At 62.0% G+C, this 19,891-nt stretch carries 27 protein-coding genes; 22 read left to right on the forward strand and 5 right to left on the reverse strand.

Translation table 11 applies throughout. The features are described from left to right. Window positions 1-123: 123 nt before the first annotated feature. Entirely contained in the window at window positions 124-780 is a 657-nt protein-coding gene (locus AX725_RS14870; RefSeq protein WP_066043808.1) for a response regulator, read from the reverse strand. 53 nt (window positions 781-833) lie between these two features. Next, window positions 834-2,714 (reverse strand): sensor histidine kinase, encoded by a 1,881-nt coding sequence (locus tag AX725_RS14875; protein WP_066117059.1) that lies wholly within the window; start codon window positions 2,712-2,714, stop codon window positions 834-836. A gap of 168 nt (window positions 2,715-2,882) precedes the next feature. On the opposite strand from AX725_RS14875, the gene AX725_RS14880 reads away from it, so the two are divergent. From AX725_RS14880 to AX725_RS14910, 7 genes are all read left to right on the forward strand, one after another. After that, window positions 2,883-3,266 carry a lysozyme inhibitor LprI family protein gene (locus AX725_RS14880; RefSeq protein WP_156439003.1) on the forward strand — a complete coding sequence of 128 codons (384 nt, stop codon included), beginning with the start codon at window positions 2,883-2,885 and terminating at the stop codon, window positions 3,264-3,266. 10 nt (window positions 3,267-3,276) lie between these two features. Then, complete coding sequence (locus AX725_RS14885; RefSeq protein ID WP_066043818.1) at window positions 3,277-4,299, forward strand: DUF4424 family protein; 1,023 nt, start codon at window positions 3,277-3,279, stop codon at window positions 4,297-4,299. A 106-nt stretch (window positions 4,300-4,405) separates the two neighbouring features. Continuing rightward, entirely contained in the window at window positions 4,406-4,723 is a 318-nt protein-coding gene (locus AX725_RS14890; RefSeq protein ID WP_066043822.1) for a hypothetical protein, read from the forward strand. Window positions 4,724-4,741: 18 nt separating this feature from the next. Continuing rightward, the gene (locus tag AX725_RS14895; RefSeq protein ID WP_066043827.1) at window positions 4,742-5,620 is read left to right on the forward strand and encodes a hypothetical protein; all 879 of its coding nucleotides are present in this window, start codon (window positions 4,742-4,744) and stop codon (window positions 5,618-5,620) included. 122 nt (window positions 5,621-5,742) lie between these two features. Next, window positions 5,743-6,144: a copper resistance protein CopC gene (locus tag AX725_RS14900; protein ID WP_066043830.1), complete on the forward strand. Its 402-nt coding sequence runs from the start codon at window positions 5,743-5,745 to the stop codon at window positions 6,142-6,144. Further along, window positions 6,144-6,584 carry a copper resistance CopC family protein gene (locus AX725_RS14905; RefSeq protein WP_066114823.1) on the forward strand — a complete coding sequence of 147 codons (441 nt, stop codon included), beginning with the start codon at window positions 6,144-6,146 and terminating at the stop codon, window positions 6,582-6,584. The genes AX725_RS14900 and AX725_RS14905 overlap by 1 nt, the downstream gene beginning before the upstream one ends. Then, complete coding sequence (locus tag AX725_RS14910) at window positions 6,581-6,976, forward strand: lysozyme inhibitor LprI family protein (RefSeq protein ID WP_066043838.1); 396 nt, start codon at window positions 6,581-6,583, stop codon at window positions 6,974-6,976. The genes AX725_RS14905 and AX725_RS14910 overlap by 4 nt, the downstream gene beginning before the upstream one ends. Before the next feature lie 460 nt (window positions 6,977-7,436). On the opposite strand, the gene AX725_RS14915 is transcribed toward AX725_RS14910, so the two are convergent. Further along, window positions 7,437-8,822 carry an MFS transporter gene (locus AX725_RS14915; RefSeq protein ID WP_066043843.1) on the reverse strand — a complete coding sequence of 462 codons (1,386 nt, stop codon included), beginning with the start codon at window positions 8,820-8,822 and terminating at the stop codon, window positions 7,437-7,439. Then, window positions 8,819-9,583 (reverse strand): hypothetical protein, encoded by a 765-nt coding sequence (locus AX725_RS14920; protein WP_066114821.1) that lies wholly within the window; start codon window positions 9,581-9,583, stop codon window positions 8,819-8,821. The genes AX725_RS14915 and AX725_RS14920 overlap by 4 nt, the downstream gene beginning before the upstream one ends. Window positions 9,584-9,826: 243 nt before the next feature. On the opposite strand from AX725_RS14920, the gene AX725_RS14925 reads away from it, so the two are divergent. From AX725_RS14925 to AX725_RS14935, 3 genes are all read left to right on the forward strand, one after another. Continuing rightward, window positions 9,827-10,210 (forward strand): hypothetical protein, encoded by a 384-nt coding sequence (locus AX725_RS14925; protein ID WP_066043852.1) that lies wholly within the window; start codon window positions 9,827-9,829, stop codon window positions 10,208-10,210. 35 nt (window positions 10,211-10,245) lie between these two features. Next, window positions 10,246-12,099 (forward strand): M23 family metallopeptidase, encoded by a 1,854-nt coding sequence (locus AX725_RS14930; RefSeq protein WP_066043855.1) that lies wholly within the window; start codon window positions 10,246-10,248, stop codon window positions 12,097-12,099. A gap of 138 nt (window positions 12,100-12,237) precedes the next feature. Next, window positions 12,238-13,155 carry a hypothetical protein gene (locus AX725_RS14935; protein WP_066043858.1) on the forward strand — a complete coding sequence of 306 codons (918 nt, stop codon included), beginning with the start codon at window positions 12,238-12,240 and terminating at the stop codon, window positions 13,153-13,155. A gap of 50 nt (window positions 13,156-13,205) precedes the next feature. On the opposite strand, the gene AX725_RS21800 is transcribed toward AX725_RS14935, so the two are convergent. Beyond that, window positions 13,206-13,739: an Arm DNA-binding domain-containing protein gene (locus AX725_RS21800; RefSeq protein WP_502685921.1), complete on the reverse strand. Its 534-nt coding sequence runs from the start codon at window positions 13,737-13,739 to the stop codon at window positions 13,206-13,208. Window positions 13,740-13,861: 122 nt separating this feature from the next. On the opposite strand from AX725_RS21800, the gene AX725_RS14940 reads away from it, so the two are divergent. The 12 genes from AX725_RS14940 to AX725_RS14990 all read left to right on the forward strand — a co-directional run bounded on the left by AX725_RS14940 (window position 13,862) and on the right by AX725_RS14990 (window position 19,783). Next, window positions 13,862-15,085, forward strand: a complete 1,224-nt coding sequence (locus AX725_RS14940; RefSeq protein ID WP_066043861.1) for a tyrosine-type recombinase/integrase — start codon at window positions 13,862-13,864, stop codon at window positions 15,083-15,085. Window positions 15,086-15,159: 74 nt separating this feature from the next. Further along, window positions 15,160-15,438: a hypothetical protein gene (locus tag AX725_RS20995; protein ID WP_067513290.1), complete on the forward strand. Its 279-nt coding sequence runs from the start codon at window positions 15,160-15,162 to the stop codon at window positions 15,436-15,438. Then, window positions 15,431-15,685, forward strand: coding sequence for a hypothetical protein (locus AX725_RS14945; RefSeq protein WP_066043862.1), 255 nt, complete (start codon window positions 15,431-15,433; stop codon window positions 15,683-15,685). The genes AX725_RS20995 and AX725_RS14945 overlap by 8 nt, the downstream gene beginning before the upstream one ends. After that, the gene (locus AX725_RS14950) at window positions 15,682-15,909 is read left to right on the forward strand and encodes a hypothetical protein (RefSeq protein ID WP_066043865.1); all 228 of its coding nucleotides are present in this window, start codon (window positions 15,682-15,684) and stop codon (window positions 15,907-15,909) included. Before AX725_RS14945 ends, AX725_RS14950 begins: the two co-directional genes overlap by 4 nt. Window positions 15,910-15,922: 13 nt before the next feature. Then, window positions 15,923-16,660 carry a hypothetical protein gene (locus AX725_RS14955; protein ID WP_156439005.1) on the forward strand — a complete coding sequence of 246 codons (738 nt, stop codon included), beginning with the start codon at window positions 15,923-15,925 and terminating at the stop codon, window positions 16,658-16,660. A gap of 105 nt (window positions 16,661-16,765) precedes the next feature. Beyond that, window positions 16,766-16,945 carry an excisionase family DNA-binding protein gene (locus tag AX725_RS14960; RefSeq protein WP_066043870.1) on the forward strand — a complete coding sequence of 60 codons (180 nt, stop codon included), beginning with the start codon at window positions 16,766-16,768 and terminating at the stop codon, window positions 16,943-16,945. 2 nt (window positions 16,946-16,947) lie between these two features. Further along, the gene (locus AX725_RS14965; protein ID WP_066114817.1) at window positions 16,948-17,169 is read left to right on the forward strand and encodes a hypothetical protein; all 222 of its coding nucleotides are present in this window, start codon (window positions 16,948-16,950) and stop codon (window positions 17,167-17,169) included. Then, window positions 17,166-17,381 (forward strand): hypothetical protein, encoded by a 216-nt coding sequence (locus tag AX725_RS21000; RefSeq protein ID WP_066117413.1) that lies wholly within the window; start codon window positions 17,166-17,168, stop codon window positions 17,379-17,381. The genes AX725_RS14965 and AX725_RS21000 overlap by 4 nt, the downstream gene beginning before the upstream one ends. A gap of 1 nt (window position 17,382) precedes the next feature. Continuing rightward, window positions 17,383-18,252: a helix-turn-helix domain-containing protein gene (locus AX725_RS21005; protein WP_156439064.1), complete on the forward strand. Its 870-nt coding sequence runs from the start codon at window positions 17,383-17,385 to the stop codon at window positions 18,250-18,252. Window positions 18,253-18,265: 13 nt separating this feature from the next. Beyond that, window positions 18,266-18,571, forward strand: coding sequence for a hypothetical protein (locus AX725_RS14980; protein WP_060979093.1), 306 nt, complete (start codon window positions 18,266-18,268; stop codon window positions 18,569-18,571). A gap of 16 nt (window positions 18,572-18,587) precedes the next feature. Next, complete coding sequence (locus tag AX725_RS14985) at window positions 18,588-19,088, forward strand: hypothetical protein (protein WP_060979094.1); 501 nt, start codon at window positions 18,588-18,590, stop codon at window positions 19,086-19,088. Window positions 19,089-19,114: 26 nt separating this feature from the next. Further along, the gene (locus AX725_RS14990; protein ID WP_060979095.1) at window positions 19,115-19,783 is read left to right on the forward strand and encodes a hypothetical protein; all 669 of its coding nucleotides are present in this window, start codon (window positions 19,115-19,117) and stop codon (window positions 19,781-19,783) included. The last annotated feature ends 108 nt before the right edge of the window (window positions 19,784-19,891 follow it).

A 19,891-nucleotide genomic window follows, 5' to 3' on the forward strand; every position in this document is an offset into this window, starting at 1 on the left:
CGTCAGGCTCATAACCTGAAGGTCGCAGGTTCAAATCCTGCTCCCGCAACCAATAATCAATGCCTCGCAAAAGCCCGCCCTTCCGGCGGGTTTTTTGCTTTTGAAGGGCCGCTGCTGCCGCGTTCAGACCTGGCCCGATCGAAATGCTTCCCGAATGGCTTCGCTGCGCGAGTTCACCTCGAGCTTGCGATAGATCGACTTTACATGCGTTCCGACCGTATGCGGCGAAATGCCCAGCGTTCTGGCGGCCTGCTTGTAGCTTTCCCCTCTGGCAAAGGCCTGAAGCAATTCGGTTTCGCGTTGCGAGAGCCGACTTTCCGTTGCAACGATGCCGATCGGCTCCGGATCTGCGCGCAGGAAGCCAAGCAGATAGATCGCAGCTGCAGGACTGACGGGGGCCCCGCCTTCGAGCGTCGCTGCAATCCCGTCGAGGATGACCTGCGGACTGCTGTCCTTGAGCAGATAGCCGTCCGCGCCCGCCATAATAGCTTTTACTACTGTTTCGCGATCGCCAAAGGTGCTGATTATCAGCGCCTTGGCCCCCGCGTGCTGCTTGATCTTCGGCACCAGATCATAACCCAGCCCGTCGGGCAGCCCGATGTCGAGCAGGAACAGATCGGGTGACTGGTCGATCAAGGCATCCGCACTGGCGATGTCCGGCGCCATGCCAAGGATCTGAAAGCCTGGCTCCATCGCGATGATGCCCTGGAAATACTGGCGCACCATCGGGTCGTCCTCGACGATGGCGATCCTTGCGGAGGGGCGTTCGGTCTCGGTCATGGGGTCTTATTGCCCGAAATCGAAGCGATGCGAAGATACCATGCTATGGGATGTCATTCCGCCGCCTGGGCCAGGCGAAGCGGGAGCGTGAGGGTGATGCGCGTGCCCGTGCCGTTCGTTCCGGGCTCCACCATGACCTCGCCCTGCACCGATGCGGCACGCAAGCGCATGTTGGTGAGGCCGCGTCCCGCCTGACCCCGGGTGGTGATGCCTTTGCCATCGTCTTCAATCTGCAGCACCAGCCGGCCGTCCGATACGACCGCATTCACTGCGATACGGCTGCATTCGGCATGCTTGAGCGCGTTGGTGACTGCCTCTTGCAGCACGCGGAAAATCTGCAGAACATCGCGCGGTCCGAAATCGGACAGCGTTGCGATGGCGGGGTCTTCCTGCCAGTCGAAAGCGATGCCGGTGGTCTCGATCCGGGGCTGTACCCGCGCCTTGAAGGTTGCGAGGGCCGCGCTCAGCGACTCCCCGACCGAATCCATCGAATCCACCATCAGCCGCATCTCGTCGATCACAGATTGCAGACCTTCGGCGACGACCGCTGGTTCGGCGATGCCGACGCGCGCGGAGAGCATGATCGACATCAGCTGGCTGCCGAGGCCATCATGCAGATCGCGCATGATGCGGCTGCGTTCGCCCTGCACGGCAGCTTCCGCCTCGCGCTGGCGCAACAGCGCTGCGGTTGCCTCCAGCTCGGCTTCCTTGCTGGCGATCCGGGCATCCAGCAGCGCATTGGCATGTTCGAGCCGGCGCGAGAGCATCCGCGCGCGGCGGACGATTCCCAGCAGCAGCAGCACCGCGAGCGCCAGAATGCCCAAGGGCGCGATATTGAGTGACAGCGGGCTGATCTGCAAACTGCCGATCAGGTCCGAGATGCTGATCGCGGGTATGAGCATGACAACGGCGGCATCGGGGATCAACGCTCGTCCTTCGACCCTGACTCCGCGCACCACACAGGACAGGATGGCGATATTGGCAAACAGCACCACCAGCAATTCGTTGAGGTTGCGGATGGCGAGCGGCATGCCATCGGTCGTGATCGCGGCCGCGAGGTTGATGAAGGCGAAGATCGCTGAACAGGTGACGAGCGCCCGGTCATAGCGTGGTCCGCCAGGGAACCAGCGGTCGGCCAGCGCAACCAGGCCGGCGAAAGTTGCCAGCAGCGTCATCTGCCCGGCTGCGCCATATATCGGCTCGCTCGAGGGCGTGAGGATATCGACCTGCCACAGACCACCCAGCGCCATGCCGGCAAAAGCCAGGGCGGCGGCATGGGCTTCCTGGCGATAGGGCGAGCGGGCTGCTGCCATGAGACAGGACGCGGCCCCGAAAAGCCCGACCACCATCAACCCCACCGAAGGGAACAGGCTTTGCAGCCTCCACTGGCGAATCGCGATATCGATCGCGCCGGGAGGTGCGGCAATGATCGACCCCAGAAACGCACGGCAGCATTCGCGGCGAACCTCGACCGCGATGCTGTTGCGGCCCGGCTTGAGAAAACCTGGCGGCACGACCCATTTGCCGCCCAGCCTTCCCGCGCGCCAGGCCGGCGAATCTGCCATCGGAATGGCCTGACCGTTGACCCAGAGACTCGCCCAGCGATTGTAGCGCGGCACGAACACGACGAGGCCCTGTTCGGGCTGGTCGATCAATGGACGCGCAACAAAGCGGGTAACGCGGCCCTGGCCCAGATAGTAATTCGGTCGGCCTTCGACCCTGCTGCGCTTGCCATCGTTCTCGACCATCAGGATATCGGTAAGCCGGTTCTGTTCGAAGACCGGATCGATGACCGGTGGCCGTATCAGCAGCGCCAGGCCCCAGAACAGAATCTGGACGAAGGCGATCGCCGCGATCAGCCGAATGCCATATCCCCGCGCTCTATCGCTTGTCCGCAGCCCGGCAACGCTTATCGACATACCATCCATCTGCATGATTTCGCCCTGCCGCAAAGCCAGGCGGCTGAAAAGAGGGCAAAACCGCCGGACTGACCAGATATGGCACCATGAATGCGCGACTGCTTTTCCTGGTGCGCGGCATTACCCTCATCGCGCAGACGCGAGCGAGTATCGAGGATGATGAACATGCATGGATTTTCAAAAATGCGGATGGCCTTGCTGGCTCTGCCGGCGCTAGCGCTGGTGGGCACCGCCCAGGCGCAGGTCAGGGCCATCCCGCCGCGCAAGGTGGCACCCAGTTTCGATTGCGCCAAGGCCCGAGCAGGGACCATCGATCTGGTGATCTGCCAGGATCGCGAGCTATCGATCCTCGACCGCACGATGGGGCTGGATTACGAGCGCGCCAAGTTGCAGACACCGCCTGTGGAGAAGAGCAAGCTTTTGCGCGAGCAGCGCGAATTCATCGCCAACCGCAATCTGTGCATGAAGCGCAAGGCGGACCGCCAGCCGTGCATCGCCTTTGCCTATGAATCGCGCATTGAGCGGCTTGGCGAATGGATCGACCGTTCTGCCTGGCTGGGCGAATGAGGAGGAAGACATGAAACGCGCAACCCTGTCGGCGATGACGCTGGCGGTGCTGGCTCCGCTGCCCGCGGCGGCCAACGATACCCAGGCCAATGTCACCATGGGCGGGCTGATCTTCGAACCCAATGATCAGGTCAGCATGGACAGCGAGGACCTGTTTCTGTCGCTCGATCGGGTGCGTGTCCGCTACACCTATACAAATCATGGCGACAAGCCCGTCACGCTGCTGGTGGCGTTTCCGCTGCCCGATGTGCCGCTGGAAGGCGCTGATCCCGAATGGGTCGAAGCTGCCTATCCCGATCTTGACCTCATCGACATGAAGACGCTGGTCAATGGCAAGCCAGCTGGCCTGATGCGCATCGATATCGCCAAGGTGAACGGCAAGGATGTCGACAAGCGGCTGAAGGAACTCGGTTGGCCGGCGGTGCACTGGAAGGACCCGGACTTCGCCGCGCGGCTCAATGCGCTGTCTGCTGACGACAAGTCGGCGCTGGTGGCTGAAGGACTGCTCACCACCGAATTCGTGACCGAGGGCGATGTGCGACCGGCCTGGACCGTGTCGACCAGCTTCGTGCGCACCCAGACATTCCCGCCCGGCGTCCCGATCACGGTGGAGCATAGCTATTCGCCGATGCAGGGCGGCACTGTCGGCAGCGCCCTCGGACGCGATTCGCGCGATAGTGGACGGCTTCACCCGGACAGCGAATATGTCTCCAAATATTGCGTCGATGACGCGTTCCTGCGCGGTTTCGATCGCAAGCGCTATCTGCCTTCGGGCAAGGAGAACGAGCTTGTCTTCCCGATCGAGAACTGGATCGGATACGCGCTTGCTCCGGGAGCGAACTGGAAAGGGCCGATCAAGCGGTTCCGTCTGACGGTCGACAAGGGCGAGCCTGATCGCCTGGTCAGCCTGTGCATGGACGGGATCAAAAAGGTGAGTCCGACGCGGTTCGAGGTGATCAAGACCGATTACGAGCCGACTCGCGATCTCGATCTGCTGTTCGTAACCTTTGCGCCAATCGAAGGCGGACAATAGCTCGATCGCATCCCATGATATGGGAGCCATCATCCATGGGATGCCGCGTCGCAGCGGCCGCCTCTATCCCTGTTGCCAGTGAAATGCACGGCAACAGGAGTAGACGATGCCCAAGTCCCAGAACCGCAAGAAACTGCTGGTCAGCGCAGGTCTGTCGCTCGCCAATCTGGCGCTGATCGGCACCATGGCGGTCGCGGCGATCAATATGCCCGCGCAGGCGCAGGGCCAGAATCGCGAGACGGTGGTAAAGCCCACCCGCGCCGTTGCCTGCCCCTCGGGCTGGCGCACGCCTGATGGCGATACTGCGCTGTGCGAACCGATGGGAAGCCTTGCTCCCAAGATCTACGCCAAGAAGGAGAGCGAGACCTGCGCCTCGGGCTATTACGAGGTCTATCGCCTGTGGTGCTCCACCAAGAAGCCTTGATCGCAGGAGCGCACACGCATGTTTCGCAAGACATTCGCTGCGACCAGCGCGGTCGCACTCGCAACCTCGGGCATCTTCAGCCCCGCGCCGCTGATGGCGCAAACGGGGCCGGCGCAGATCGGCACCGCATTCAATGGCAGCTGCCCTGGCGGCTATTCCAGGGGTTCGACGATGGGCAAGAGCGCCGATCTCTGCTATGCTGACAACAGCAAGCCGCCCATGGTGCACAAGAAGGGCAGTGTCAGCGATGCTTGCCCAAGCGGGATGCGTCCCGAGAGCGTCAGCAGCTATTGGTGCACCAATGCGCCCGAGGCTCGCGGCTGGTCGGCTGAAGCGAACCTTTCCAAAGCCTCACGGCTGACCAAGCCTTCGCCCGATGTGCGCTGCCCCACGGGCTGGGCATCGGCCAAGGACCTCAAGACCTGCTACACCACGCTCGACAGCCCGCCTGCGACGCGGCTGAGCAAGGGCAAGCCCTGCGCCGCGAACGAGATGGACGAATGGGGCGTGTGGTGCACCGGCGACATTTCGGGCGTTACCTATGCTCATGCCGACGGCCATGGCACCAAGGATTTCAACGAAGTGTACCTGTATCGCCAGCTCAACGGCGGTGACTGGGAATCGATGAAATGCTGCCTCTCGCCCGCAGCCGAGGCCTATTATGCCGCCAATGGCAAGGGCGCGAAGCCGCAGGCCGCGAGCATGGACGGCCCCGGCGACTACACTTCCGCCGCCGATGACGAGGCGCGCGCCCGAGCGATCATGGGTGGCTCGGCCAGCCCGTGCGGTTCGGCTGCCGGAGCGGCGGCGGGCGGTGCGGTCGCAGGCCAGGGCGGCGCGGTGCTCGGCTCGCTGCTCGGCGGGCTCGGCAAGAAGAAGAAAAAGGCCGGCTGCTGACCAGCAGTTCCGACCCAAGGCCCACGGCCTCCCGCGTTTATGCGACCCGTCGCGGGAGGCTGCACCCCAGGGTGTGCGGGGCGATGCTTCGCACACCCACCCCTTTCAACTGGAGAATTGCCATGATCAAGGCGCGAAGCATTTTCACCGCCGCCATGCTGGCCTGCGCAATGCCTTTTGCCGTTCCGGCGGCTGCGCAGCCCGCACCCGAGCTGGTTTTCGCCTTGCCCATGAAGGACGGGATGGAAACCGAGCCCGTGTCGCAGGTGCAGCTCACCTTCAATACCGACGTGATCGTCAGCCATGTCGATGTCGAGACGCCGGATGGCACCAAGCTGGTGCTGTTCGATGTCGTGGCCAACAATGGCGAAGGTCAGACCGGCATGGTGTTCAGCTATGACCTGCCGGTGCCGATCGTCGTGCCGGGCCAGTATTTCATAAACTACGTCGCCGAAGTGAACCGCTCGGACGGCACGATGGACACCGTATCCGCCTTTTCCTCCTTCACGATCCTGGAACCGTAATGCATGCTGTTCTGACCTGGGCCGTCCTGGCTGCGGCGCTGGCGAGCGCAGCTCCAGCCTATGCTGCCGATAACCGGAATGCCCGCGCGATGCTGGTCGCGTCGACACCGGCCAATGACAGCGTGCTGGACGCCGTCCCGCAGCAGATCGAGATGACATTTGCCGAACCCGCAGAGGTGCTCAGCGTCACGTTGCGTCTTCCCGACGACAGCGAAGTGAGCGCCGAGCCCGACGATACCTCCAGATCCGGCAAGGCCAGGCAGTTCCGCTTCCGTGTTCCCGAGATGCCCAATTTGCCGGGGAACTACAGCATTTCCTATCTGCTGGTGTCGAAGAGTTTCAAATCGCTCAACGGCTTCATCCACTTCCGCATACCGGGACTGCAAGAGCCGAAAAATCCCGCACAACCAGAGCAAAGCACGGAAGAGGCGACAGAATGAAATTCCTTGGAATCCAGAAACTTGCGCCTGCCTTCGTCTTGGGCGCTGCAGCCGTTGTAGCGTCGTCATTCGCCGCGCACGCCGAGGTCCCCGAGAAAATCACGTCGCCGAGCTTCAGCTGCGCCAAGGCCAAGCCCGGCACGATCGACAAGGTGATCTGCGCAAGCGGCGAGCTTTCCACCCTCGATCGCGAAATGGCGCAAAGCTACGAGCGTGCCAAGGCCGCGATCCCGCGAGCGGTATGGACCGAGTTCCTCGCCGAACAGCGCGCCTTCATCGCCAGCCGCAACCAGTGCATGGGCGGCAAGGAAAAGCGGCACGCCTGCATCGCCTTTGCCTATGAGGCGCGCATCCTGCGGCTGGAGGAGTGGATCGACGGATCGGCCTATTGATGGCATTTCCTGCATCGGGTCCATCCCGGCTCAGAGGGCGCAGCGTTTCCCTGATCGAGACAACCTAGTTTCCCGACGATGCGCCCCTCATTCGATCGGTTTGAGCTTTGCGATTGGTAGGATTTGGCAGAAGCGGTCCCCCACTTTCGCCGCTAAGAACGTCTGAAGCTGGGTCGGCAGCTGCCGTTGGCGACGGCTAGATCGGGGAGCCCTTTCTTGCCGGTCCTTACTCGGCATCCGTCATTCGGTGACAGAAATCATTCACATTTTTGGACTCAAACACACTCTAAATCACATGGCTAGCCGATTTTGGGGGACGCAATTGGGGGTAAATTTGGAAGCAACTCTAAAAAAGCTCATTAAATTAATTGCTTAAGGGCCTTTCGAGGTCCAGTAAGCGACTCCAACATCCACACACGACACGGAAACAAACCACAGCTTGCCGCCAGTCCAAGGTGCATCACGATCGCGGTGCGCGCTTGCCGGGCTGGCGTATATGTCCCCTCCGTTTGCGTAGTATCGTCACAAGCCTTGCGTGGTTTTTCGCGTCGAGGGGGTAAGTGCCGATGATGATGTACGCAACCGCGATGAAGGCTGCAGGCACAAGGGTCATGATGGCCTTGAGATATCCTGTCGTCGCGGGGGTCTGCTCCACATTGGGCTGATACCCGATCATATCGAGCAGCAGTCCGGCCATCGCTACAGCGACCCCATAGGCGGTCTTCTGCGCGAAGCTCATGATGCCAAAGGTTGGCGCTTCGATGCGTGTGCGACTTCGGACCTCGCCATATTCCACTGTATCGGGCAAGGCCGACCAGAAGCTCAGATAACCGGCCGCCGCACCTATGGCGGAAACCGTCACGAGCGCGACCACCACCCATACCGTCTCGAATGGATTGATGAAGAGCAGCAGGGAACCCGTGATCGAACACAGTGCACCGGTTCGCCATACAAACCGTTTCGACGTGCGGATGGTCAGCAAGGCCCACAAGGGCGCAGATACCAGGATCGTGAGCGAATTGGCGGCAAAGGCAAGACCCACGGCCGCCTCGTTCCCGAGCGTGTACTTGAAGTAGTAGACGAGCGTCTTGCTGCTGATGACGCCGCCTAGAGTAGCGCACATGGTGGCGGCTAGCACGATCAGGAACGGCCTGTTGCGGCGCAGCACTTTGAAAGTCTCGCGCAACGACACGCGCGCCGTCACTTCGGGTGGCCTTGTCTCTCTCACGAAACAGCCGACTCCCAGCAGGAAAGGCAGCGAAAGCCAGCCGTAAATGGCTGCTGTCAGAAAGAACCCCCTGGCCTCATCGCCCGCGCCCAGTAGCGGCACCAGTTTCAACGTCGAATAACCGACGATGGCGCTGCCGATGGTGGCGAGCGAGATGCGCCAGGCGGACAAGGCGCTGCGCTCGAGCGAGGAGTCCGTGATGCTCGATGCCAGCGCGCTGTAAGGGATGTTGGCGATCGTGTAGGCCGTGCGGAACAGGACCTGCATGGCGAGCGCATAGGCAATCAGCGCGGTGCCTTGCAGACCTGGGGCATGGAAGAGCAGCATCAGCGACAAGCACAAGGGTATCGCGCCGCCAATGATGAAAGGCCGGTAGCTGCCCCACCGCGTGCGGGTTCGCTGGGCAATGAGGCCCATCAGCGGATCGGTGACGGCATCCCACAGCATGGCAGCCAGAAACACGAGGCCTGCGGCACTCGCCGAAATCCCGAGGACATCGGTGTAATAGTACAAGATGTAGAGACTGACCGTGGTCCAATAGAAATTGAAGCCAAGATCGCCGCTGCCATAAAGCGCCGCACGCCAACGCCGCGCGCTGTCCGGTTCACCTGTGGTCATCCGGCGAAAACCAGCTCGACACCGGAATCATCCACAAGATCGAGCTGCGCCGCGAACGGGTGCAGGCTCGCGATCCGGAACTCGGCCGCGCTGGGTCCGAAGAATGTCTTGAATTCGATGGGAAGCCGCGCGGAACTTGGTTTGGCTACCTGCACAGCGCCGTTCTCGTGTACGAGGATTATCTCCGACGACCGCGAGATGATCGAACCGAACGGTCGCCAAAGGCCGTCTGCGTTGGACTTGCGGCGATAGGCGATGTGATAGGCGCGTGGCCAGCGACGATGCTCGTCGTCAAGTCCGCCCAGTCGGAAGGTGACATAGGAATTGATCACCGCTTGCGCATCGTGTTCGAATTCCTGGGCCGACCATCCCTTGCCGTAATGCTGCTGCGCCAGCTGATTGTCGGGCCAGTGCTGCGCCGGACGCATCAGCCGGGTGAGCGAGCGGAAGCCGCCGACGTTTAGGCCGGCCAGCATTATCGCCTGCCGGAAGCGCCCGAAGTGCCGGGCAAAGCTGCTACGCTCGAAGTCGATCAGTGCGATCGGATCGGCATCCAGCGCGCCAAAGAATGCGAAGAAGGCATTCTCGTTCTTGGGCATGCCATCAGCGAGCCATTTGTAGACTGTCTTCACGCTGCGCGATTGCAGACCCGGCTCCCCCCCGTTCTGGCGCGCGGCCCATTCCTCGACGAAATTCTCGATCCCGCCGAACTGCTCCTTGAACAGCAGGCGCACCTGACCCGTATCGACAAAAAATCGCAACTCAGCCCCCTTGCTTGCAGAAACCACTTCTTCACGAGTTAGGTTTGCTCTGCAACATGCCGCTTTCTCGGTTTTTTCGACAAAATTGAGAAAAGCGCCTTCAAGCCCAAGTTATACCTGTTTCGCCGAGTCTTTCCAGACCGGCGTCGGAGGGTGGACTGCCAGTGCTTTGGCTTTTTCATAAAGCGGACTGTGTCGCGCGTTCGCCCTCAACTGCGAAACAATAGTGAAGGGGATCATCGCGTGGACCAGATCAAGAAATATGTCGCCGCCGGGCCGTCTTTTGTCATTCTCTACCTGCTGCTGATGTTCCCGACCTACGTGCTGCCCTATTTCGGTTCGAACTCGGCCGTGGTGAATGCGGGCCTTGCCGCTGCCGATGCGGCTGCGGGCGGCGGTAACGGGTTCAATATCCTGATGTTCGCGCATCTGGCCTGCCTCGGCGGCATGGTGCTGATCACCTGGTTGCGCGGCGCGGTGGTCGGCAAAAGCTGGCTGGTGACGTTTCCGGTTCTGGCAGCCGTGTTCGACATGGTGCCGGGTCTCAACTGGATTCCGCTGATCCCCACCGCCATGCACCTGTCGGCGATCATCGTCGGCGTATCCTCGCAACCCGTTACCGATTGAGGTTGCGGTCCGCTTTCGTGGGGCAGGAGATACCGATGCTGCGCAAGATTTACCCGTTGGCGTTGCTCGGCGGCGGCGTCGTCATCGCTGCTGCTCCGGGTGCGGCCCAGAGCGACCAGTTGCTGCAAGCCACGGACATCGTTCCGAACGGCCGGATCGGGGTCTATGCGCACGGCACCTATCCTTCCGAAGGCGACCGCACCCATGCCGGTGTCGACATCCCCGCCCCATGCAAGACCTCCGGGGTGCTTGCTTGGCGCGAGGGTGTCGTCATCGATCTGATCGACAGCAAGAAAGACCGGAATTTCAAGAGTCTCGGGTTCATGCTGATCATCGATCACGGGATTGTGAACCAGCTCGGCAAGCGGACGTTCTCGTCCTATTTCCACCTCAACGAGGCTCCGCAGCGTTCGGACGGCCGACCGCTGGCGATCAACGACAAGGTGGCCAAGGCCGAGCAGATCGGCCGGGTCGGAGAGACCGGGGCCGCGCAAGGTTGCCACCTGCATTTCGAACTGCGCCACTTTTCCAGCCGCTTCAGCCCTGACTGGCTGAACATCTACGGTCCGGGCGACCGACGGTCGTCGACGGAGTTTCTGCGCGACTGGACCGATCCCTATCTCAAGATCGTTGCGCCCCGTCAGGCGGGCGGCACTGGTCGGGCAGGCCCGCTGGTCAGCGTCCGCGTCACTTCGGCCGCGCGCGAACGCAACAAGCCGACAGCAACCGAATCCACGATTCTGCGGACCCTGCCGGCGGGCACGATCATCGAGGGCGCGTGGGTGCCCGGCACCGATGGCAAGAGCCGCTGGCTGCAGACAGCGACCGGCGGGTTTGTCTGGGACGGCAATCTTGCATCCGAGCTGGCGGCCCCGCCGCCGACGGTTGCCGCAGTGCCGGCAAGAGAGGGCTTTCTGCGCGATCACGATCTGTCGGGAACGCCCGTGAAGGGCAGCCTGCGGTTCGCAGAGCCGCTCAGACTGCTTGCTGATACCACGACGTGCAGCAAGGAGCAGAATGCGGTGGTCAAAAAGCTGTCCCGGCCGCGGGCCCGCTGCCTGGGCGCGGTCATCGCTCCGGGGCATGATGCCATCGTGGCGGAAAACTGGCTGATTTCAGAAGACCGGCCCGGCCTGTACCAATTGATCTGGAAGGGTGTCGCGGTGGGCGACATTGCTGCGGTCAGCGGCGGGGCGATGTCTGCCTTCGAGGATCTGTCCGGCAATCTCGTGATTGTGTCGTCAGAGGCTCGCGACCGAGCCAAGTCGGCCACTCTGCCTTATGTCCTCTACCGGATCGAGGGCGGGCGGCTTGTGGCGAAGACCTCGCAAGGGTTCGCCAAGGGTGATAGCCTGCCCGACCGCAACCGGCGCGACTTCATCGCCGCAGCCGAAACGGCCCGCCTCGCGCGTGTCGCCGAGGAACAGCGCCGCGAAGCCGCGCGCAATGCAGCTGCCGCCAGCGCCGCGCAAGCCCCGCCGCAACAGGCAGCGGGAAGCGTCAAGAGCAACAATCCCAACTGTCAGTTCGCCCGCTGGTCCGGTGTTATCGACAATATCGGCGACATGTTCCTGTGCGACGAGGCCCGCGCGATCGACTTCTTCGCACGCGGCGCACAGGTGCGGTTCAAGCCATCCAGCATCGCCTTCAACAACGGCAAGTACATTGCCACGATGCGCATGACCGCATCGGATGTGCAGCGATCGAATGAACGGATGCAGCGCAACTTCAACTGGGGCGACTGGATGAACGTGACCCAGAACATTGCCTCGCCCACCACGATCATCTGCCGTTTCGCCGGCCCGACAATCCGCAGCGGCGAACAGCGCGTCGTCAGCGCCACGCTGGAAAGCTACAGCAAGGGGCAAGTGGTGCTCAATTGTTCGTGACCCTGCGCCAACCCTTGATCATATCCGAGGCAGTTCATCATGCGCCGATACAGACTTGCTCGTCATGTTGCGCCCACGTCCCTCGGCCTACTGGTCTTAGGCTGCAATGCTCCCGGCCCTCCGGTCGACGATGTGCAGATGGCGGTCGAGGCGTCGGTGCCCGATTATTCGGTGTCGGATATTTCCTGCAAGAACTTCGAGGCCCAAAGCCAGGCTGGGATGGGCCGTACAAGCTGCGCCGGCAATCTGGCGCTGAGAGCTGATCTTTTCGAGGAACTCGACTTCGATCAGATCGCCGCCCAGCTTGCCGGAGCGGGCATTCCGCAGGAGGGCACGGGCTTCTTCTTCAACCGTCATCGCACCAGGGTGATAGGCAAGGTCGCCGAGGCTGGTTCGCCGACCCCCTTCACAGCAGAATGTTCTTTCCGCGAACAGGTCGATGACTGGCGGGTGGAGTGTCGGCCCGAATTCGCTCCTGTTCGCGGTCGCCAGATCGCGTTCTTCGATCAGCCCTACGTGATCGACGGTTCGCCCGAGCATGGCCGGTTCCTCAAGGATGCCAAGGCTGACTTCGATGACTGGAACAATGAATATCTGGCGCTCAGCAGGCAGATCGAGGCCTTTTTCACGAAGGGGAACGTCATCGTTGCCTACAAGACGTGGAAGACCCCCAACCCTGTCTTCCAGGCCCCGCTCACGGAAAGTTTTGCATGGCAGGGCAAGCCCGGCTTTCTCGGTCATGCAGCAAACTTCTCGTTCCAGCTGAAATACAAGGTCCTCCAGCCCGCGTTCATGGAAACAGGGGGCAGACAATCCTTTTGCGGCCATCGCAAAGGCACCCCGCCGGATGATTTGCTGGTCACCGGCGTGATCTACACCCGCCGGGAAAGCGAAGCGGCGACGAAAGGACGTTTCGGGGCCCGGCTGCAGATCGCCGATCGCGGTTCGGGCAACAGCTTTTCAAGCTGCAACAATTTCGAATGGAACGGGGAAATCTGGCAGTATCGCTGGATACTCGGCAAGCTGGATATGGAGCTCAAGTCCGTTAAACCCTGACAGCGTCGACGGGACTGATCCGCTCGTCGGAGGCGCCGCTTGCCAGGCGATTAGCAAGCGCCATTGGGGAGAATGCCGACCGTCCTCGCCAACTGGTGCAGCGCGGGCGGCGAAACCGGCTCGCATTTCGCGCCGGGTGATGTCTTGCGCGAAATGTGGCGACAATGGGCATAAAACTTACCCCGCAGGCAAACTTCGTTCAATGCACGTGTCCGGCCCTCGTCCCTCTCGGAATCACGAGGCGCACGTCCCCTCGCGTGGGACAAATGCCGGTATTTGAGACGCCAACTCTTCCCGCCTTTTGGTGTTACAAACAGATAGAGCCCGCCTGAATCAGACAGCTTGTAGGACCGGTCTCTAGCGGCTGCAGCTAGCGCGGCATTGTCTGTCAGCATCAATACCCTAAACGCTCTGAGTCGACACCAATCTACCCCCGAAAGCTGATGGCAAAGGACGGATGGATAGGGACGGTGCCGGTCGATAATCGACGACAAATCGCTAAAAAAACAATGATTAAAGGAAGGCGGCGGACGATCGCAAAACACGATATGGCGGAAGAGGTGTCCGCAAAACTCTGCCATCATGGGCGATCAGAAGCCCCACCATAACCGGGGATATCGGCGCATCATCTGCTAGTTCCCATCACTTTCCATCTTGTCGCGTCCCTCAAAATCAGACATGATGAGGGACGAATTGAGGGAACGTGATGGCCAGTCTCACCGCATTGCAGGTCAAGAATGCCAAGCCAGGCCGCCACGCGGACGGCAAGGGGCTCTATCTCTTGGTGCGCGATACCGGGTCCCGTTCCTGGCTGCTGCGCGTCATGGTCGATGGCCGCCGCCGCGACTATGGACTTGGCAGCGCTGCGGACCTCTCCCTTGCCGATGCCCGAGACAAGGCCGCCGAATGGCGCGCGATCGCCAAGACCGGCCGCGACCCGTCGATGGTGAAGCGGGCAGAGGAACGAGCCAAGGCTCGAGAGGAAGCGAAGGCCAGCCGGACATTCAAGGATGCCGCCGCCGATTTCATGACTGCGCACGGGCCGTCATGGAAGAACGCCAAGCACAAGGGGCAATGGGAATACACCCTGCGCGAATTTGCCTATCCCAAGATCGGCAATGAGCCGGTGAACGATATCGACGCGCCTATGATCGTTGATGCCCTGATGCCCATCTGGCTTAAGCTGCCAGAGACTGCGCGCCGGGTGCGCCAGCGCATCGGGGCAGTGCTCGACTATGCCCACGCCCGGAACTGGCGCGACCGGGAGGCCCCCATGCGGGCAGTGTTGAAGGCGCTGCCAAAGCAGACCGCGCAAAAGCAGCATTTCGCCGCCGTGCCCTATGCCGACGCCCCCGGCGTTGTCGCCCAGCTGCGCGCGGCTGAGCATACGATTGGCCGCGCTGCGCTTGAATTCGCCATCCTGACCGCTGCCAGATCGGGTGAGGTGCGCGGCGCGACATGGAATGAGGTCGACCTCGAGGCGCTGACCTGGACCATCCCCGCCGAACGCATGAAGGCCCGCAAGGCGCATATCGTGCCGCTGACCCCGCGCGCCGTCGAAGTGCTGCAGTCGGTCAAAGCGATGGCAGGCAAGCCGGATGCCCTGATCTTTCCCGGCCTGCGCAATAAGCCGCTGAGCGACATGACCATGGGCAAGGTGCAGCGCGGCCTTGCACCGGGCACCACGGTTCACGGCTGGCGATCATGCTTCCGAGATTGGGTGGCGGAAACCACCAATTTCAGTGGCGAGCTTGCCGAAATGGCGCTGGCGCATACCGTCGCATCCAAGGTCGAAAAGGCATACCGTCGCGGGAACTTGCTCGAGCGGCGCCGGGAATTGATGAACGCATGGGCGGCCTATCTGGCTGGCCAGTCTGCCGCAGTTGTCAGCATGGATGACGCGCGGCGCGCAAAGGAATCCGCTGCATAGGCGGGTAATTTGGCCCCGCGCGGTTGTCGGACTGCGCGAGGCCGTCACCCAGGCACGAGAAAGGACCTGCCCAGATGACTGCCATCACAATTGCCCCGCGTGACATTGAGTTGCAAGCCGGGAGCCTGGACTCCCTGTATTTCAGGATTGAATGCCTGAGGGCGCTGTTCGATCAGGCCCAGGAATCAGCAGCCGCTATGGTCGATATGGACGAAGGCGATCGGCACAATGCCGCCGAGCGCATCCGCGGGATATGCGAAGCTGGCGATCAGCTGGTCGACCATTACTCGACCTGCCTTGCCGAGATCCGCGACGAACTCAAAGCGGTGGCGGGAGGCAAGGCAAATGGCTGACACGAACCCGCACTATGAAGCCGCTGGCATGGTTCGCCGCCTTGGCGACCTGTTCAATTCGATCGAGCGTCATTGTGACGCCATCCTTGACCAGAGCCAGCCCGACCCGGACGAAACGCGCCAGCTGGTCTATCTGGTCGCCGGCTTGGCCTTCCTTGGCAACATGAACGCTGATTCCGTGGCTGATGGCATTGAGGCGCTTATCCCGTCGAATATCGCCCCTCTGGCTATCGGGGGAGCGAAATGATCGACGTCGCCACCTCCAACGAACTCGACGATGCCCTGCGGCACATCGACCACGTGTTCAACGCGATCAGTCTGCTAGGTGAAGCCGAAACGACACCGCCGCGCACGATATCCGGTCTTGCCGATGTTGGCGGGGCTCTCGCCAAGGCCGCGCTGGAGCGGCTGCGCGCTGTCGAAACCCGGCCGGGCGAAACTGAATATACTTTGCAACGCGTCGCGGGCTGAGGGCTGAGAGGGAGTGTCTAACAGCGGTCATCGAAGGCGCGACGCCTATGTCCCGCTGCCCCAGCTTGGTGAAGGGCTGATGGCAGCGGGCATGCATCCAGATGAAGCGAACGCGCTTGTGCTCGAGGCGCTGCGCAGCGGGCAGCTATTGGCAGAGGGATGCCGGGAACACCGGTTCGATGACCAGCCGGCAGGCGGGCCCCTTGGTGACCGGGAGCAAATTCGTCGGTCTTGGTGGCGTGGCTTCAAAGCGGATGAATTCGGCAGGACAGGGGGATTTTCTGCCGCGAACCATGCTGTCGGCTATCACATAGAGGCACCCTCACCCGAGCTATTGGACGCCATGGTCAAGGCGGGGCTTACCGATCGCGTGAACGACCCGCTTACCGGCGCGCGATACCGGCGAACCTGGACGGCCTATCATGCCATTCGCGTTGAATCTGAGGTCGCATACCAGCTGATCGAGGCACGCAAGCCCGCATCTGCCGCAACACCGCAAAGGCGGCCAGCGGGACGGGAGCCACGCGTATCCGTTCATGGGCTGGTCGAGTACATGCAGGCAGTTGAACGCGAATTGCCCGGCTGTCACGGCCAACTCGCAACGGCCTGCGAGATCGTCGCGCACCGGGCAATCTGCGACGGCTCAGTGACGATCGATGACCGCGCTGCGACTGCTACAGCCGATGATTTGTTGCGGGTGAAAGAGCATCTGCGCAGCAAATACCGCAGGCGACCAAACCCGCAAGCCTAGCTTTTCTGCGCCTGGCCAATTGCCTGCCCGATTGGCCAATTGGCCAGTTTGCCCCCATGTTGCTGCCCCCCGTATCCATAAGCCTCCAAGCCAATCGGAGGTCACATGGAACACCAGCCCCTCACCATTACCATTCGCCGGGCGACCGAATATTCGGGCCTGTCGGTCCCGACCATTGAACGCCGGATTGCTTCGGGCGAACTGGAATCGATCAAGGTCGGCCGCCGCCGCCTGATCAAGATGGCCAGCCTGCGCAAGATGCTTGGCGTCGATCAGGCCGCCTGATCATGACCGCCGCCACCACCACCCCCGAGCCCCCGAAAGGCACCGTCCGCCTATGGCTTGATCGATGGGGCGATTACATCTGCCAGGTCGACCCGCACCCGACTGGCGAGCGCCTGGACCGCGTTTTCTGGCGCTATGAGGATGCCCGGGACTATGGCCGCATGCTCGCGAGCTCGAACGGCTGGCAGCTGGTCGATGAAGTGGCGAAGGCCGCCGCAGCATGACCGACCCGCTCGACCCTGCACCCGATCAACACTTGGCCGTTCGCCGCAGCGGCAAAGGTTGGAACGTCGACCTCATCACACCCGGCGTTGCCCATCGCACGCTGCGTGTCAGCCTGGCGCGATGCGCAACGCGCGTCCGGGCGATCGAGGCCGGGGAGCGCATGGCCGCCATCTTGGACCGGCCGCTACGGGTCAGAAAGGCCAGACTGTGACATGGGCCGCAGCAGATCCAAACCGAAAGCACCGTGCCGGGCTGACACCCGCGGCGGCCAATGGGCAGGATTGCCTTGGGTTGTCATCGATAGCCCAGCCTATCAGGCTCTCTCGCTCTATGCCCGTGCCGTCCTGGTCGAGATCGTCCGCCGCATGGACGGATTCAACAATGGCAAGATCGCAATCAGCCAGCGGGAAATCGCTGCCCGCTTGGGCACGTCGAATTTCCGCGCGATCGGCAAAGCGATTGCCGAACTGATGCAGCACGGCTTTCTCTTGGTCAGCGCAGAGGGCGAATGGGCGCAGCGCAAGGCCCGCGAATACCGGCTGACGTTCGTGTCTACCCAGAAGGGGCACCTCATCATCCCGGCTACCAATGACTATCTGCATTGGGCCCCGACGCAAAAATCTGGCGCTGACGACGTGTCAGCAGAGACGGGCAAATCTGCTGACGACGTGTCAGCAAGGCCACCGTTCGCTGCTGACGACGTGTCAGCAAGAATTGCGAGGCACCAACGGAAAACTGCCATTTCTGCAAAATCGTCTGCTGACGACGTGTCATCACTTATAGGTAAGCCATACCCCCCGTCTGGAAATGGGGGTGAACCGACATGGACCGATATCCGCAATGGCGGTCGGTCACCTGCACCCGGTGATGACCTCATCAACCAGACCGAACGGGCCGAATTGCGGTCGCTGGTCATCGATTATCTGGACCGGACCCAAAGTTACGCCCGCGATATTGCCAGACACCCCGCCTGCCTCTCTGCCGGTGTGACCGACCGACATCTGACATCCATCCGCACCGGCCGGAATGGTGGCGTCAAACGGCGCCATGCTGAGGCCGTCAAAGCCGCAATCTCGAACTGAAAGGCTCACACGAATGACCATTGCCACCCTACGCGAGGCCGTCATCGAAGCCGCCCGGCAAGGCCTGACAAGCGGCCGGAAGCGCAGCCGCCGCAACCGCCGTTACGTCGACGATCCGGCGTTCAAGATGCTGCTTCGCATCGTTGGGCCTTGCCGCGCGATGGTCGAGGAAGTCGAGCGCGGCGAAATCGAACTGGCAACCGCGCTGACTGGCTTTCTCGACGATGGCCATCGCGAACGCGCGTTGCGCGCCGTTGCCGAGGCCCGCGAATTCCTGACCCATTTTCTCGAGGCCGCCCAGGCCCCCGCCCATCCCTAAGAAAGGATCTACCCCGATGACGAAACTGCTTTCCATCCACACCCTTGCCGAGACCGAACGCCCCTATCCCGATCGCGTGACGATGCCGGGCGACCGGCACGGATTGCGCCTCAGCGCGAACATCGAGGCCCGCGAGGAAACCCTGGCCGCGCAGCGTCTCGCATATGATCGTCGACGGGTCGCACAAGCCGTTGTCGATTTCGCCGATGGTCACAAGGCCGCGATGACCGAGTTGATGGCGGAAATGGGCATGAGCCGCTTCTATGCTGCCAGCCCGCCCGAACTGCAGGTCAAGCTTGATCAGGTCGGGCGCCTGCACCGGAAACAGCAGCGCAAGAAGCGCGAGGCCGCGAAACTGGCCAAGCTGAACGCCGAGAATGCCCGAGCCGCTGAGTTGCAGCGCGCAGAGCAGGCCAAGCGGGCCGCCATGGCCGCTGAGGAAGCCGAGGGCACCAAGGCGCTGATCGCCCTCATCAAATACAATTCGGCCAACCTCAACGGCTCGAACGCCGCCTAACCCGTCGCACGAAAGGAACCGTCCCTATGAGCTACCAAAACACCATCGACAAAACCGGCGCCCTGATGGCCCAGGCCAATATCTTGCCGGCGTTGCGCGCTCTGAAAGATGTCCAGACCCGTCTTGCCGCAGAGGAGGCGGCATACGAGCGTATCGAAGCACGGCGCGACGAGCTCTCGAGGGAAATGCAGGCCGCGCGCGGTATCCGCAGCAATGCCGATGAGCTTGCCGAGCAATTCCGAGCCGGTGCGGTCGAGGTCAGGCCCGCGCGCAATGTCGAGGCCATCCAATCGGAAATCAACAACATCCGGGAGGCGAGCCGCAAGATCGTGCATGGGCTCGAGGATCTCCGATCGGAGGAGAAGCGAGCGCGGGCCGATATCGCAGTTGCCCTGTGCCAGCCGCTCGACAAGGTCGAGGCCGCGATAATCGAGCGCATCGATGCAGCTTATCAGGAATTGGCGGCCGCGTTCGTCGACGCCTTCGCGCTTCGAGAGGCGGTAAGGGCACCACGGGTCAGCCAGAAGCTGATCGGATTGCGTGCGGTCATGGAAGCCCTGCAGCGGAACGAGCACGGCTTTTATCGGCGGGTCTACACGCCCTCCAAGGGGATCGTCGACGCCATCGACCAGCATGCCGAGATCCTGAAGGACGCCGGCATGTTCCCGGCGAAACAGGTCACTCTCCACTACTGACAATCGAGACCCGGCGCGTTGGTTTCGACCTTTCGGAGCGCGCCGATAGCCGGGAAGTGATTTCCCCCGGCGAACCGTCCCCCTCCCGGTCCACCACCACACCAGCCG

It is taken from the genome of Blastomonas sp. CCH9-A1 (genome assembly GCF_001557175.1).
Lineage (GTDB): Bacteria > Pseudomonadota > Alphaproteobacteria > Sphingomonadales > Sphingomonadaceae > Blastomonas > Blastomonas delafieldii_A.